This window comes from Thiorhodovibrio frisius (assembly GCF_033954835.1).
Classification (GTDB): Bacteria; Pseudomonadota; Gammaproteobacteria; order Chromatiales; family Chromatiaceae; genus Thiorhodovibrio; species Thiorhodovibrio frisius.
Genome location: NZ_CP121471.1, coordinates 3331089 through 3345046, shown reverse-complemented (window position 1 = coordinate 3345046; position 13958 = coordinate 3331089). Strand labels below are relative to the sequence as shown.

General features: G+C 62.7%; 12 protein-coding genes and 1 pseudogene. 11 read left to right on the top strand and 2 right to left on the bottom strand.

Features of this window, described 5'->3' with window-relative positions:
- Window positions 1-1360: 1360 nt before the first annotated feature.
- Window positions 1361-2529 (bottom strand): annotated as a pseudogene (locus Thiofri_RS15270) (IS3 family transposase); the annotation flags it as partial.
- Window positions 2530-2641: 112 nt separating this feature from the next.
- Between Thiofri_RS15270 and Thiofri_RS15265 the strand changes: the two are divergent.
- The 11 genes from Thiofri_RS15265 to traN all read left to right on the top strand — a co-directional run bounded on the left by Thiofri_RS15265 (window position 2642) and on the right by traN (window position 13020).
- The gene (locus Thiofri_RS15265) at window positions 2642-3328 is read left to right on the top strand and encodes a thioredoxin domain-containing protein (protein ID WP_323705361.1); all 687 of its coding nucleotides are present in this window, start codon (window positions 2642-2644) and stop codon (window positions 3326-3328) included.
- Window positions 3325-3534 (top strand): conjugal transfer protein TraV, encoded by a 210-nt coding sequence (locus Thiofri_RS15260; protein ID WP_323705359.1) that lies wholly within the window; start codon window positions 3325-3327, stop codon window positions 3532-3534. The genes Thiofri_RS15265 and Thiofri_RS15260 overlap by 4 nt, the downstream gene beginning before the upstream one ends.
- On the top strand, window positions 3531-4019 hold the full coding sequence (locus Thiofri_RS15255; protein ID WP_323705355.1) for a TraV family lipoprotein: 489 nt from the start codon (window positions 3531-3533) through the stop codon (window positions 4017-4019). The genes Thiofri_RS15260 and Thiofri_RS15255 overlap by 4 nt, the downstream gene beginning before the upstream one ends.
- Window positions 4020-4054: 35 nt before the next feature.
- Window positions 4055-4411, top strand: coding sequence for a TraA family conjugative transfer protein (traA, locus tag Thiofri_RS15250; RefSeq protein WP_009146637.1), 357 nt, complete (start codon window positions 4055-4057; stop codon window positions 4409-4411).
- A 71-nt stretch (window positions 4412-4482) separates the two neighbouring features.
- Window positions 4483-4731, top strand: coding sequence for an RRXRR domain-containing protein (locus tag Thiofri_RS15245; RefSeq protein ID WP_009146636.1), 249 nt, complete (start codon window positions 4483-4485; stop codon window positions 4729-4731).
- Entirely contained in the window at window positions 4728-7130 is a 2403-nt protein-coding gene (traC, locus tag Thiofri_RS15240) for a type IV secretion system protein TraC (protein ID WP_323705351.1), read from the top strand. Before Thiofri_RS15245 ends, traC begins: the two co-directional genes overlap by 4 nt.
- A complete protein-coding gene (locus tag Thiofri_RS15235) occupies window positions 7123-7431 on the top strand; it encodes a hypothetical protein (protein ID WP_323705349.1) in 309 nt (102 codons plus the stop codon). The genes traC and Thiofri_RS15235 overlap by 8 nt, the downstream gene beginning before the upstream one ends.
- On the top strand, window positions 7428-7985 hold the full coding sequence (lepB, locus tag Thiofri_RS15230) for a signal peptidase I (RefSeq protein WP_009146884.1): 558 nt from the start codon (window positions 7428-7430) through the stop codon (window positions 7983-7985). Before Thiofri_RS15235 ends, lepB begins: the two co-directional genes overlap by 4 nt.
- A 16-nt stretch (window positions 7986-8001) precedes the next feature.
- Entirely contained in the window at window positions 8002-9252 is a 1251-nt protein-coding gene (locus Thiofri_RS15225; protein WP_223296654.1) for a TrbC family F-type conjugative pilus assembly protein, read from the top strand.
- Window positions 9249-10265, top strand: coding sequence for a TraU family protein (locus tag Thiofri_RS15220; RefSeq protein ID WP_009146886.1), 1017 nt, complete (start codon window positions 9249-9251; stop codon window positions 10263-10265). Before Thiofri_RS15225 ends, Thiofri_RS15220 begins: the two co-directional genes overlap by 4 nt.
- 10 nt (window positions 10266-10275) lie before the next feature.
- The gene (traN, locus tag Thiofri_RS15215) at window positions 10276-13020 is read left to right on the top strand and encodes a conjugal transfer mating pair stabilization protein TraN (RefSeq protein WP_323705345.1); all 2745 of its coding nucleotides are present in this window, start codon (window positions 10276-10278) and stop codon (window positions 13018-13020) included.
- A 23-nt stretch (window positions 13021-13043) separates the two neighbouring features.
- On the opposite strand, the gene Thiofri_RS15210 is transcribed toward traN, so the two are convergent.
- Window positions 13044-13778, bottom strand: coding sequence for a DUF1845 domain-containing protein (locus Thiofri_RS15210; protein ID WP_009146890.1), 735 nt, complete (start codon window positions 13776-13778; stop codon window positions 13044-13046).
- Window positions 13779-13958 lie beyond the last annotated feature (180 nt).

Here is a 13958-nt window from a genome sequence, read left to right as displayed (position 1 = left end):
CTGGGAAAACTAAGAACGATTGGATGCTATATTTTTCGACTGGAGCCACCCGATTTGGGCGACCCCAGCCATTAATAGATTTTGTAACAATATGATATATAATGTATTTGTAGGAAATTATCTTCTTACGATTCTGTCTTTATTAGTGGTGCTTGCCGTTGATAAACCCGCGACCGTACTCGGCTAAGCGTCGGATCTGTGCTTGGAGGTGCTTGACTACACGGCGATCAGATGGCGAGAACGGGATCAAGACAAAGTCTTGCGACCGCTGTGACCGTAAACGCCAATGGCGACGACCCTTCTCAGGGCTTAGCCATGGATACTGAGTCACTGCCTGCGACACGAGCGTGCGGATGTTGGGGTTAGTAGAAACCATCATTTCATTCCTCTTAAGATGCGCTGCGGAACGACTGCCGTCGCTAGATGCCTAGTAAAGCAACGGTCAGCGAGACGGGTGCAGCGGCCCGCCTCATGATGAAGAAGACGTCGAGGCGGCGAAGTTTTCGACTGACTCATCAGTCAATGATGCCTCTCGGTTTTCGTCGGTTTCGACTCCCGCCAAAGCGGCTGACATATTTAAAGACGCTCCGACGCCTCATTTTTCGACTGGAGTCGCAAAGTTTTCGAGATCTCAGCCAGCTGGCGACGCAAGGTCGCGGGAGATGGGTCTTGCGGCCATTCACATAAGAAGAAGACGTGGATGCGGCGAGATTTTCGACTAACTGTCCCGTCCCGGCAGGTTTTTTTCGTGGGCGCTTTCGATCACGGATTCCGCCGGCAGCCCTAGCTTGACCTTGGCGGTGCCGATCTAGACGCGCAAGGCGCACAGACACAGTCAGATGAGCCAAAGCGCCGTTTTTGCGAATTTTTTGACGCGGCCAAAAATCCATTCGAGAGAAATTGCCGCGATTGATGGGGTCTCCTTGAAGTGAGCTAGCGCGACATCGGGGATCAGTGCCGAGGATGCCTCCCCGCGACAGCGTTCTCAGGCGCGCTAAGGGCCTCATTTTTGCGCGTTGCTTTTTTTGAGACCAATGGTCAAGAAGGCGGTAAGTGCTTGGGGGCCAGATAATTTCGGGAATCTTCATTTAAGCAAGCGGGAATCAACGCTGATATCCCTAGCTTTCACTGTCGCTTCAGAACCCTGCATCCGGGCAAGCTGTGTCGCCACAGCAACCCGACTGATGCAGGTTTCCCATGCGCCTTTTGAGGTGGACCCCATGTCAAGGACAGTTTTTCCCCGAATTTAAGTTAGCGCACCCACCTCGGTCGCAGCGGTAAGGCGCTGCCCCAGGTCTTCGCCAGCGGACTCGTCGGCGGAGCGTAGCGGAGCCGACGAGTCCGCTGGCGGGCGGTCGCCAAAGTGATCGGCGACCACGACACCACCGCCTTCGCCGCTCACATGGACATGGTCCGGCGTTCGGTAGCCAAGCCCCTGGTGGGGGCGTTCGCCGTTGTAGAAGGGGAAATACTCCGAGAGGCCCATGAACAGCTCTGAGAGCGTCTCATAGCCCTTGGGGTAGATGTCCTCCCATTTGACGCTGCGCCACAGACGCTCGACGAAGACGTTGTCCAAAGCCCTTCCGCGCCCATCCATGCTGATGGCCACCTCGGCGTCATGTAACACCTTGGTGAAGGCGAGGCTGGTGAACTGCGCGCCCTGATCGGTGTTGAAGATCTCCGGCCGGCCATGGTGGCGCAGCGCATCCTCCAGGCAGTCGATGCAAAAACCGGTTTCCATTGTGTTCGATAGGCGCCAGGCAAGCACCCGTCGAGAGTACCAGTCGATAATGGCCACCAGGTAGGCGAATCCGTGCGCGAGTCGCACATAGGTGATGTCACTGCTCCAGACTTGGTTGGGACGCACAATGGCCAGCCCACGCAACAAGTAGGGATAGATCTTGTGCTCGGGATGCGGCTTGCTGGTATGAGGCCCAGGCAACATGCCGGCTAATCCCAGAACGCCCATGAGACGCTGAACGCGCTTGCGACTGACCACATGGCCTTGTGCGCGCAGCATCACAACCATGCGTCGACTCCCATAAAATGGTCTTTTGGTGTATTCCGCATCAATCAGGCGCAAGAGCTTTTGATCCAGTTCGCTGGGCTCAGCCCGGCGATCAGGCTTGTGCGCATACACTCCAGAGCGGTGAACGCCGAGAAGCGCGCATTGGCGGCTGACCGCTAACCCAACCGCGTCAAGGCCGCCCATGTCGATCCACCCGCGACGCACGCTCACAGGCTCACACCGGACTTTTTTTTCAACCAGTCCAGCTCCATTTTCAGCCGCCCAATCTCGCTGTAGAGACGCTCTTCGTCGCCATGACCGCCCGCTTTCTTGCGACCACGCCGACCTTCGAATAGCCTGCTGGCATCCTCGATAATGGCTTTCTTCCACTGGCCCACTTGGACCGGATGAACCCCGTGGTCCTGCGCAATCTCGTTAGTCGTCTTCATTCCGCGTACGGCTTCTAAGCCAACCTTGGCTTTGAAGGCAGCACTGAAGGTCTTGCGTTGCCTCTCACTCATCTGCTCTCTCCAGGTCTGTTCAAGTCTCTCCAGATGAGGCAGGACTAACTTAAATGACTGTCCTAAAATCGGGGTCCACTATATTTCACTTCGTTCCAGTCTTCCCTTTCTCTTGGCCCTGACCGGGCCGGCGGCACTTGCCGCGCCTCCACTTCCGCCTGATCTCGCCGATCTCTCAGCCCCGCTGGATGCGTCGATCCAGTTACCCGGCAGCGGTGTGCAGATGCTGCAACTACAAGACCGGGTCGCCTTTCTCAGCGGCAACGGCCGCTATGCCTTTACCGGCGATGCCTGGGATCTGTGGCATGGCGAACAGCTGACATCCGTCCGCCAGGCGCAGGTACTGGCCAGCCGAGTCGACTTGGATCGACTCGGGCTTGATCCAGCGGACCTGGGCGCTATCAGCCTCGGTGACCAGGAGTCCAACACCAAGCCCGTCTGGGTCTTCATCGATCCACTGTGCGCGGCCTGCCAGGAACTGCTTGAACGTCTCGCGCAGACCGAGACGCCCGCCCATGTCATCCCGCTGCCACTCGGCGGTGCGGACTCGGCCCAGGCCGCGCGGCGTTTGCTCTGCGCTCCATCTCCGCAAGCCGCCCAATCCGCGCTGCTGGATCAAACCTGGTCCGAGCTTCCCCGACCCACGTCCGACTGCGACACCCAACCCCTGGTCCGGGCGCTGATCACCGCGCGGCTGTTAGGAATCGATTCGGTCCCGACGCTGATCGCGCCAGACGGGCGCATCCAGCGCGGACTCCCGGAGAGCCTGACCACATGGCTGGCAGGAGAGCAGCCATGAGCATCCGCGCCTTAGTTCTGGCCCTCTTGCTTGTCCCGACCCTCGCACTGACCGGCTGCGCCGGCGGCCTCGGCGCCAAGCGCTACGCCTGCGAGGGACTGCCGAGCCGACCCTTGTGTCTGTCCACCGCCGAAATCTATGCCCTGACCGACGGTGATGGCCCACCACCGGCCGAGCGCCGCTTGCAACAGGAGAACGCCCGATGATCCGCGTCCGTCAATCTCGTCACCTTGCTCTGGCCTTAGTGTCCGCTGCCGCGCTGTCCGGCTGCATGACCCCGTCGCCACGTCCTTCCGAGGTATCTGCGCCGATCATCGTTGCGGGGCAAGGCGTGGTGCTCGAAACCCGCTCAAACCCCACCGGTTCGCAACGCGCGCACGGGTTCGACGCGAAGCATCAGCAATCCAACGAACCGGCAGCGGCAAACGCAGACCAGGCAGCGGCCAGCAACACAGCCACTGAATCCACCCCAACCCCCAGCCGCGCCCCGGCGCAAGTCCTGCGCATCTGGATCGCCCCCTGGGAGGACAGCGCCGGTAACCTCCATGGCGCCAGCCACGTCTTCACCGAAGTGGTGCCACGCCGCTGGCAGTTGGCCTCGGCCACCGAGACAGCGACCGGCGCCGTCCTGACACCCCTGCAGCTTGAACCGCGCCGGGTCTCGAGTTCCGAAGCCTCGCGCAAACCCTGAGCCAACCCCCAACCCAACCGAAGAAGGAGTCATTCATGACCAAGGTAGCAAACCAAAACCAAACCCAAACCGCCACCCCATCCCTGTCTTCGCGCCCACTGCTGCACGCCGCCCTGCTCGGCGCGCCGCTGCTGGTGCTCTTGTTACCAGACACCGCGCTGGCCGGCGCCGGCGGCACCGAGTTCCAGGCCACCTACGACATGCTGATCGGCTGGATGACCGGTCTGCTCGGCCGGATCATCGCGGTGGCCTTCATCATCGTCGGGCTGATCGCCGGTGTCGCACGCCAGTCGATCATGTCCTTTGCCATCGGCATCGCCGCCGGGCTGGGGCTGTTCATGGCCCCCGACATCGTCGATGCGGTGGTCTCCGCCACCCTGCCCATCGTCTGAGCATCGCGTGCTGACTGACCGGCCCTTGTCAGGACCAAGGCGTGCCGAGCCTGGGCGGGAAACCGCCTCCCATGAATTCACCGCCCGTTTCAATCCCCGAATTCAGCGAGGCCATTCCCACCATGCGACACCAACGAGGACCCAGACGCCGGCCATCGGCCGTGGCGGTGCTGGATGACCAAGGCCGCTTTCTCGCCCCCTGCAAACCCGCCCGCGCTCGTCAGCTGATCACCTGCGGCCGCGCCTGGCTGCTGAGCGCGGAGCCGCCGCGGATTCAATTGACCTATAAGCCCCAGCAAGAGGCCCCCGACCAGCCATGACCCATCCCGCCCGTCAGTTTCAGGGCGAGCGCGCGGCGAACTTGTTCAGCCCGCTCGCCTTCGCCCCCGATTGCAATCTGTTCCAACACGACGACCAGACCCTGGGGTATGGCTTTCTCTGTACCCCCCTGGCCGGTGCTGATTCATCCTATGCCGAGCGTCTCTCGGTCCTGCTGAACCAGGACTGGCCCGCCGGCACCCAGATGCAGGTCGCCCTCTGGTCCACCCCGGATATCGACCAAGCCCTGGCCGTCATGCTCGGACTGCGCCTGGATCTGGACCCTGGCGTCCTGCGCGAAGCCACCCAGGAGCGCGCCCAGTTCCTGCGCACCGGGGTGAGCGACCCCATCATCCCCGGCACCGAGGTGCGGGTGCGCGATCTGCGGGTCTTCGTCGGGGTGAAAGTGCCCATCGCCGCCATGCTGCCCAACGCGGCCGAGATCGCCCATACCAATGAGCATCGCGCCGAGACCGAGCAGATGCTCAGCACCGCCGGGCTGCGTCCGCAGCCGCTGACCGCCGAGGACTATGTCAGGTTGCTCGGCACACTGCTCAACTGGGGCGAGGACGCCTCCTGGCGCCATCGCATCGCCCCGGAGTGCGACCCGACGCGGATTCTGCGCGAACAGTTGCTGGATTACGACCATGGCCTAGAGGTCGACGCTGATGGCCTAACCCTCGGGGAGACTCGCGTGCAGGTGCTCTCCTGCAAACGCTACCCGGACCAGGTCCACTTCGGCCTGGCGGCGCGCTATCTGGGTGATCCCCTGTCCGGCACCCGGGGTATTCGCCACAACGCCCTGGTCACCCTGAATCTGTATTTCCCTGACCAGGAACGCCTGCGCAGCCGCATGAAAGGGCAGCGCCAGTGGGCGACCAATACCGCCTATGGGCCATTGGCCAAGTTCATGCCGGAACTGGTCTCGCGCAAGCAGGGGTTCGATGCGCTCTTTGCCGCCCTGGACCAGGGTGACCGGCCCGTGCAGTGCTATCTGAGCCTGGTGCTGTTTTCCAGTCCCGCCGAGGCGGCAGCGGTCGCTTCCAATGCGATTACCTACTGGCGCGAGCTTGGCTTTCAGTTGATGCGCGATCGGTTCTTCGTGCTGCCCTTGTTTCTGCAAGCCTTGCCCTTCGGCATGGACCGTCGGGCCATCCGCGACATGATGCGCTATCGCACCCTGGCCGCACGGCATGCGGTGACATTGTTGCCGGTCTTCGGTGACTGGAAAGGCACGCCAACCCCGGTAGTCAATCTGCTCTCGCGCAGCGGGCAGCTGATGAATCTGTCGCTGTTTGACTCCACCAGCAACTACAACGCCGTGGTCGCGGCCAGCTCAGGGGCGGGCAAGAGCTTCTTCACCAATGAGCTGATTGCCTCTTCCCTCAGCGCCGGGGCGCGCTGCTGGATTGTCGATGTCGGGCGCAGTTATCAAAAACTCTGTGAAGCCCTGGGCGGGCAGTTCATCGCCTTCCAGGCGGATTCGGATCTCTGCATCAATCCCTTCGAGCTAGTGCAGCGCTGGGAGGAGGAAGCCGACGTGGTGCTGGCGATCATCACCGCCATGGCCGCACCGACCGAGCCGCTGGGGGACTATCGCACCGCCGGGCTCAAGCGGGTGCTCAAGCAGGTCTGGGATGCGCTGGGTCCGAAGATGACGGTGGATGCCATCGCCGATGCCTTGCTCCGGGAAGACGATCCCCGGGTGCAGGATATTGGCCGCCAGCTCTTTGCCTTTACCAGTCAGGGCGAGTATGGGCGCTTCTTCAATGGCACGAACAGCATCCGCTTCACCGCGCCGCTGGTGGTGCTGGAACTGGAGGAGCTGAAAAGCCGGAGACATCTGCAACAGGTGGTCCTGCTCCAGCTGATCTACCAGATCCAGCAGGCCATGTACCTCGGCGAGCGCGGCCAGCAGAAGTTGGTGGTGATCGACGAGGCCTGGGACTTGCTCACCCAGGGCGATGTCGGGCGCTTTATCGAATCGGGCTACCGGCGCTTCCGCAAATACGGCGGCGCGGCGGTGACGGTCACCCAGTCACTGGCGGACCTCTATGCCAACCCGGTCGGACGGGCGATTGCCGAGAACAGTGCCAATACCTTTCTGCTCGCCCAGCCTTCGCAGAACATCGACCAGTTGGCGCAAGAGAAACGGCTGCCGATTCCGGTCGAGGCAGCTGAACTGCTCAAGACGGTCCATACAGTCCCGGGGGCTTACTCGGAAATCTTCTGCCTGACCACCATGGGCGGCGGCATCGGCCGGCTGGTGGTCGATCCGTTCCGGCGGCTGCTTTACAGCACGGCGCCGCAGGATGTGGCGGCCTTGGAGAGCTTGAGACAGCAAGGGCTGGATGTGGTCGGCGCCATCCGCCGGCTGCTGTGGGAGCGTGGGCATGGGTGAGGGCAAGCAAGATCGCTCGGAGTGGATCAATCCCCGGCTGGCGATTCCCGTTTTGACAGCTGTTCTTGGCGGGCTGATTGGGAGCTTGGTTGCAGACCGCATGGCGGTGAATCAAGACCATCAGGCAAACCCGATTCTGGTGCTGTCCGTCGCCGACTGGCTGCGCGGCGGACAGGATGGGTCGGAAATTCGGACGCTGGCCGAAAGCCTGGCGGAGCATGGCTTTCTGGTTCTGGACGATCAGGCGGTTCTGGCCGCGCCAGAAGGGCTTTACCTCCAGCCGACGGAGGGTCAGCCATGATTGGGTCGGCGCTCGAAGCCAAGTCCCATCCCAAGCTCAAGCCCAGCCGGGAACCCTGGGACCGCTTTGCCATGAAAGCCCTGCTGGTGCTGACCGCCATGTTGATTCTCATTGGCTATGGCTGCGCGCGCTATCGCATCGGCATCGACGATCAGGTCAGCCAATGTCTGCCACCGTATCGTTGGTATTTGATCGATACCTTTGACCGGCAGTCCATCAAGCGCGATCAGCTCCGTGCCTTCGCGGCGACCGAGGTGATGGCGCCGTATTTCCGTCGCGAGCAGACGATCATCAAGCGGGTTGCCGGGATTCCGGGTGACCAGGTGTCGGTCACGGCAGAGGGAACGTCCATCAACGGCGTCATGCAGCCGGAGAGCGATCCGGCTTTGGCCAAGGCGCTGGGATTGTCCGTTGCGGATTTTCTGGTTGGGTCGCTCACCATTCCCGAGGGTTTTCTCTGGGTCATGGGCGCCACGCGCGACAGCTTCGACTCACGCTACTGGCGCTTGCTGCCGCAGAACCAGGTCATCGGGAGGGCGTATGCGCTGTTCTGAGTGGAGACCTCTGCGCATGGCCAGACGGGTTGGAAGACTCGGGCTGCTGACCGGCGGATTGACCGTGGTCAGCCAGGTGTGGGCGACGAATCAGGAACCGTCCTCGCCTATGGACATCGACGCTAAACTCCAGGCGATTCAGGCCGGAGCCAACGCGATTTTGTCGCACATCGACGGCCAGCCGCTGCCGGCTTGGCTCCAACAGGCCAATGAGCGGTCCAGCGTCTTTGCCACGGACGCTGAAACCATCGCCAAGCGCGCCAGGACGATCATTGAGGAGGAAACCGGCTTTTGCGCCAGCGGCTCAGAGTCCGCCGAGAACCCTCCCGCAACCATCACCTTCACCCTGTTCGCCTCGCGTTCTCTCGGCGATGCCCAGCTGCGGGACATCTTCCTGTTCGCCTCCGGCCAGCCCGAGACGCGCATTCTGTTTCGCGGAATCGGCGAGGACGAGTCGCTGCTGGACTTCATGGCGACGCTGAAGCCCTTGCTTCAGGACATCGACCCGCCGCCAACAGTCCTGCTCGATCCGACGCCCTTTCGGGAGTACGACATCGAATCTGTCCCGACCCTGGTCGCGACCGGACCCGATGGCCAGGAACTAGCGCGCGTGTCTGGCCTGGCCAGCACGACCTGGCTGCGGGCTGCCTTGGACGAGGACAAGACCGGCGATCTGGGCGTGCGCGGCCCCATTCGGGAAATCGCCGAGCGGGATATTCTGGAATTGATCCACCAGCGCCTGGCGCGCCTGGACTTCAAAGCCTTGGGCGAACGGGCGGTTGCTAGGGCCTTCGACCGGCTGCCGTTCGAGCCCCTGCCCACGGCAGGCGAAGATCGCGAGCGCTGGATCGATCCGACCGTCACGGCGGGGGCGGATGTGCATCTACCCGATGGCACGCTGCTGGTCCGAGCGGGGGATTCGGTCAATCCGCTGGACAAGGTTCCCTTCACCCAGCGTCTGGTCATCTTCGATGCGTCGGACAGCCGTCAACTCGCCTTCGCACAATCGCTCGCTAGCGATCCCTCCGACAAGCCCACCACCTTCTTGCTGACCGGCGCTCATCGCAAAGGCGGCTGGAACGCGCTGACCCGGGTGATGGAACAGCTCGAGCGCCGGGTTTATCTGCTGACCCCGGAGATGCGCGAACGCTTCTCCCTGGACAGGGTTCCCGCCATCGTCGAGGCAGTGGGACTGCAGTTCAGGGTGCAGGAAGTGGCGATGGTTGGGCAGGTCGAACCGGATATCGCCAGGAGCGAGATGGAATGAATCGCTCCTCCCTGTATCTTCTCGCTGGCCTTGCGCTGCTGATCAGCGTCACCGCTCCAACCCAAGCCGAGGACGCCACCTGCCCGGATGCCGAGCTGCTGAGCGAAAAGCTCATCACCGATGTCTGCTGGTCCTGTCTGTTTCCCGTGCGCATCGCCGGGGTGCCCATTGGCGGGGGCCACATTCCCGCTGGCGCGACCGATCAAGTGGTCTGCGTCTGTCCCGATCCGCTCGGCATCCCCAAGCCCGGTTTCACCATCGGGATGTGGGAACCTGCGCGCATCATCGAGATGGTGCGCAATCCCACCTGTGCCCCATCCCTGGGCGGCATCCGGCTGCCATTTGGTGATGTGCGCCTGCTCGGCAGCGGCGGAAACAGCGAGGAGGACAGCAGCGACACGGCCTTCTACAACGTCCATGTCTATGCTTTCCCGTTGCTGGTGATGCTCGACCTGCTCTATGACGACCGCTGCAACCCGGACGGCTTTAGCGAGCTGGATATCCTGCACTTCTCCGAACTGGACCCTACCTGGAACAACTCCGAACTGGCGTTCTTCACCCATCCCGAAGCGGCCTGGCTGACCTCGCCGCCGGCGCTGGCTGCCTGCCTGGCCGATGGCGTCTCCGCCACTGCCGGCACCCCGCTCGATGAGCTGTTCTGGTGCGCCGGCACCTGGGGCTTGTTGTATCCCTTCGCTGGAGCACAGCCGACGCTGGGCTCACGTCCGCGCGCCACCTCGCTGTCGGCCACCCGCACCATGGCGGCGCTGCATCGCCGGGGATTTGCCCGGCGCACCATGGGCGATGACGCCCTGTGCAAGGCCCCCATCGCGCCCTTTCTGCCCAAGAGCCAATACAAGTTTTCCATGTTCTACCCGCTGCCGGAAGCCAACAGCAGTCATGTGATTGGCGAGAGCCCGTTCCGCTGGGGTATCCATCGCACCTATCCGGGACCAGGAGAGGACCATCTTTACATTCTCTGGCGTTGGCAGGACTGCTGTGCGACCTTCTGAGTCTGATCGATTGGAATCCCGTTCATCGCAACAAGCCCGTCCGCGCTCGCCAGCCTATCGCCTGCTGGCGACCGTTGTCAGTCTGGCCGTGGCCTGGACGCCCTGGGCTTTGGTCTGGGGTGATGAACTGGCTGATCTGGGGCGCGAGGGACAGGCGTTTGGGTCCGCACAAAGCGCTGGCTTCGTGGTGCCCGAACTCCATGGGGGCGCGCTGGCTTTGCCAGGTCATGATGCGCTCGCCATCGAAGGCCTGTTCCCCGGCGCCTCCGCCGGATCAGCGGCCGATTTCAGCGCCTTCTATGGCAACGCGGCGGGGCTCGGCGCCCAAGGGCAAGCGGTCCAGGCCGATCTGCTGCAGACCGATTCCGCCCATGGATCGGCCTTTGATAGCCTGCATGGAAGTTTCGGCGTCTCGGACATCGACCTGCGTCAGGATGCACTCTGGTCGCAAAGCGACACATTGCTCTCCGACATGGCCGGCATGACCGAGACCTTCACCGACTGCGCCGTTGAATCGCAGTTTGCCACCGGCACGCGCACGGTCCATCTCCCCGAGATCGAGACCTGTCAGGTGGTTGAGCAAGGGGGCTCTTGCCTAATCCGGCATGCCTATACATTACCGCCGGCGGAAACAAGCGTGTCCGTCTCCGGGGAGGCCGCGCTGAATTCCTGCGGCAATGGCTGTCTGGAGGTCGTTTTCGATGTCGCGGGCACCGATCCGGAACCCTCCTGTCCCACCTGCGGTTTTCCATCGCCACGGACCTTTGATTTCGCGATCACGGACCCCGGGCGCGTCGAGCGCATTGGCGTGTCGCTCACCGCCGGGGACGCGGATTTTGGCGCCATCTGCGGCGCGGATTGCACCCTCACCGCTAGGGAGCAGTCCTGGGAAGTGACCTTCCCCGGCTATCATGATGCCGACAGCAGCCAGATGCTCGGCGACACCATCACCCGACAAGCCCTGTCGGATCGAAACCTGACCACCGCCCTGCGCACCGGCGGCCAATTCCATGTCACTAACGCCGCGCGCGTCCAGACCGACGCCGGTCAGTGGTCCGTCGCTGAAGGCTCGGTCCAGATCCGCGTGCGGATCAATCTGACACCCCTGCCGCTGACCGACCAGGGCTGGGATGCCGCTCCCGCCTGCATCCACCTCGCCGAGACCATGAAACCGGGGGGATTCTGCACCGGCACGGCCACCTGCTCGGGCGCGCCGCCGCTGGATGCCGCCGGCTGCTACAGCGCGCTCGGCGTGCGCATTTGCCCCTCGGACTTCGCCGCCAATCCCGTCCCCTGGCTCAATCCGTTCTGCCGCGAACTGGCCATCGAATCGGAATGCTCGGGCTTCAATAGCGGCCCGATGTCCTGCTGGACCGATCCCCAGGGCGAGACGCACTGTCCCTATAACCCCGGCGACATCGCTGATGACTGCGCCACGCTGGCCGGTGATCCCCGTTGTCAGTTCCAGGAATCCGTCTGCGTCGAAGGCGCCCGCGATTCGCATGGCCTGTGCTATGTCACCGAGTCGCGCTACGACTGCGGTACCGACACCGATATTCCGGCCATCGCCCGCCAGACCGAGATGGCCTGCGCCGGCCCGGTGCGCTGTCTGGGGGATGATTGTCTGGACCTGACCTATGAGCAATCCGACGACTTCGCCGAAGCCGCCGCCGCGCTGCAAGCCGCGGAGTTTGTGCTGCTCGATTCCAACTGCACCGCGCCGGGTCAGTGCGAGGTGTTCGCGGGCGAGGCAGCCGAATGCAAGCAGGCCGTCGGCGGGGTGGTGGATTGCTGCGAGACGCCGCAGGGCATTTCCCAGGTCGACTATATTCAGCTGATGTTCATGGTGACCAAGGTCGATGCCGCCATCATGGCCTCGGAATCCGGCTCGACGCTGCGTGGCAGTTGGGAGGTACTGCGCGATCCGTTGGTGGATAGCTGGGATGCGGTGACCGATGCCTTCACCACGGCGGCCAACAATCTGATGGGCAAAACGGCGGCTTCAGCTAGCGAAGGGGCTGCCAGGCTGTCACTGGATGCCGCCAAACAGGCCATCATGCGCCAGACCGTGCAGTGGGTGGCGAACGTCTTCGGCGATGCTGCAGCCAATGCGCTCTTCGTCACCAGTGGTGGCGGCCCGGCGGTCGTCGGCGGCAGCGTGCAGGCCGGGCAGTTGCAGCTCGGCGGGCTCTTGGGCACCACCCTCAGCTGGATCATGACTGCCTATATGATCTACAGCGTCCTGATGATCCTGATCCGGATCATCTGGAAATGCGAGCAGGACGAGTTCGAGTTGGGCGCCAAGCGCGAACTGCGTTCCTGTCATTATGTCGGCAGTTACTGCAAAACGGATTTTCTGGGCCTGTGCATCGAGAAGCGCAAAAGCTACTGCTGCTTCAACAGCCCGCTGGCGCGCATCATCAACCAACAAGCACGGGCGCAGACCGGGCATGGCTGGGGTAGTGCGAAAAGCCCGGATTGCTCGGGGCTCAGCCTGCAAGAGCTGGAAAGCCTCGACTGGGAGCGGATCGATCTGTCCGAGTGGCTGGCGATCCTCGCCGAGTCCGGGCAGTATCCAACGGCGGCAAATCTAGATATCGAGACCCTGACCGGCACCGGCTCGGAGCTAAGCACCGGCACCCGTGCGGATGCGGCCGAGCGCAGTGTGCTGCGCGCCGATGGGCTCGATGGCGGCGACATCGTCCATGATGCTGCCAGTACCCTGCGCGAGCAGATCAACGCGGATCTGCCCTAAGTGCTGTGGGAAAGCTTCGGAGGTCAGTCGTCGCTGGTGATGTGCGTAGCATCGTCGCTGGCGTACGCTGACGTATCGTCAGCACTGGTGCTGTCGGCATCGCCGTCACTGTCCCTGGCAGCCGCCTCCTTGGCGTCATCATCGACGTCCACCAAGGACCCGGAGACCAAATTCGCCCCGTTCGCGTCGCCATCGGCTTCTTCAAGCGCGTCCGCCTGTCCGCGCCGCACCGCCGAGTCACGCGCTCGCCGCTCTAGATCAATCAGTTCCCGCCCCAGCCCATAGACCAGCCTGCGCAAGTCATGGGTCAAATCCTTGCGCTGCTTGTTGGAGATCAGCCCCGCGAACCATAGCCCATCGAGCAGCATGAGCGTCTGATCCAGACGCACAATCAACCGCAGATATTGCGCCAGCGCCGGGGAGGACAGCTGCAGGGTCACTTCGCGCGGGTTGGTGTAGCGGGGGACGGGCACGCCGCCCTCGCCATCGGCGAGCTGCTTCAGCCGCGCCTGCTCGTCGGTCAGTCGCTGCGCGACCGCCCCGATGCGCTCGGAGACCAGGGCCTCAATCTGGTCCATGTCGTCATCGTCGCCTATGATGCGCAGTACCACCGAGATGGCATAGAGCGCGCGCACCACCAGAACAAAGGAGCGTCCGCGCTGCAAAACATACTGCGCGTTCTGGCTGTGAATGGTGACGGTTTGATCGAGAACCGGTTTGGAGAAGGAGTGCTTGTTCGTCTGTGAGACCTGGGCCATCGGATAACCTCCGGGGTGGATGCCAAAAGCCCAGAGTAGGAGGATCAAGCGGGGCTCGCAGCCAGGAAAGAGACAGAATCCGTGCCTCTTTCGCGCCACTGTCGGGCGGAGACACCCCAATCATGCGCAAAAGTTCCCCGGAGGAGATGACAAAAACATGACCAAACTGTCACGGTCGAT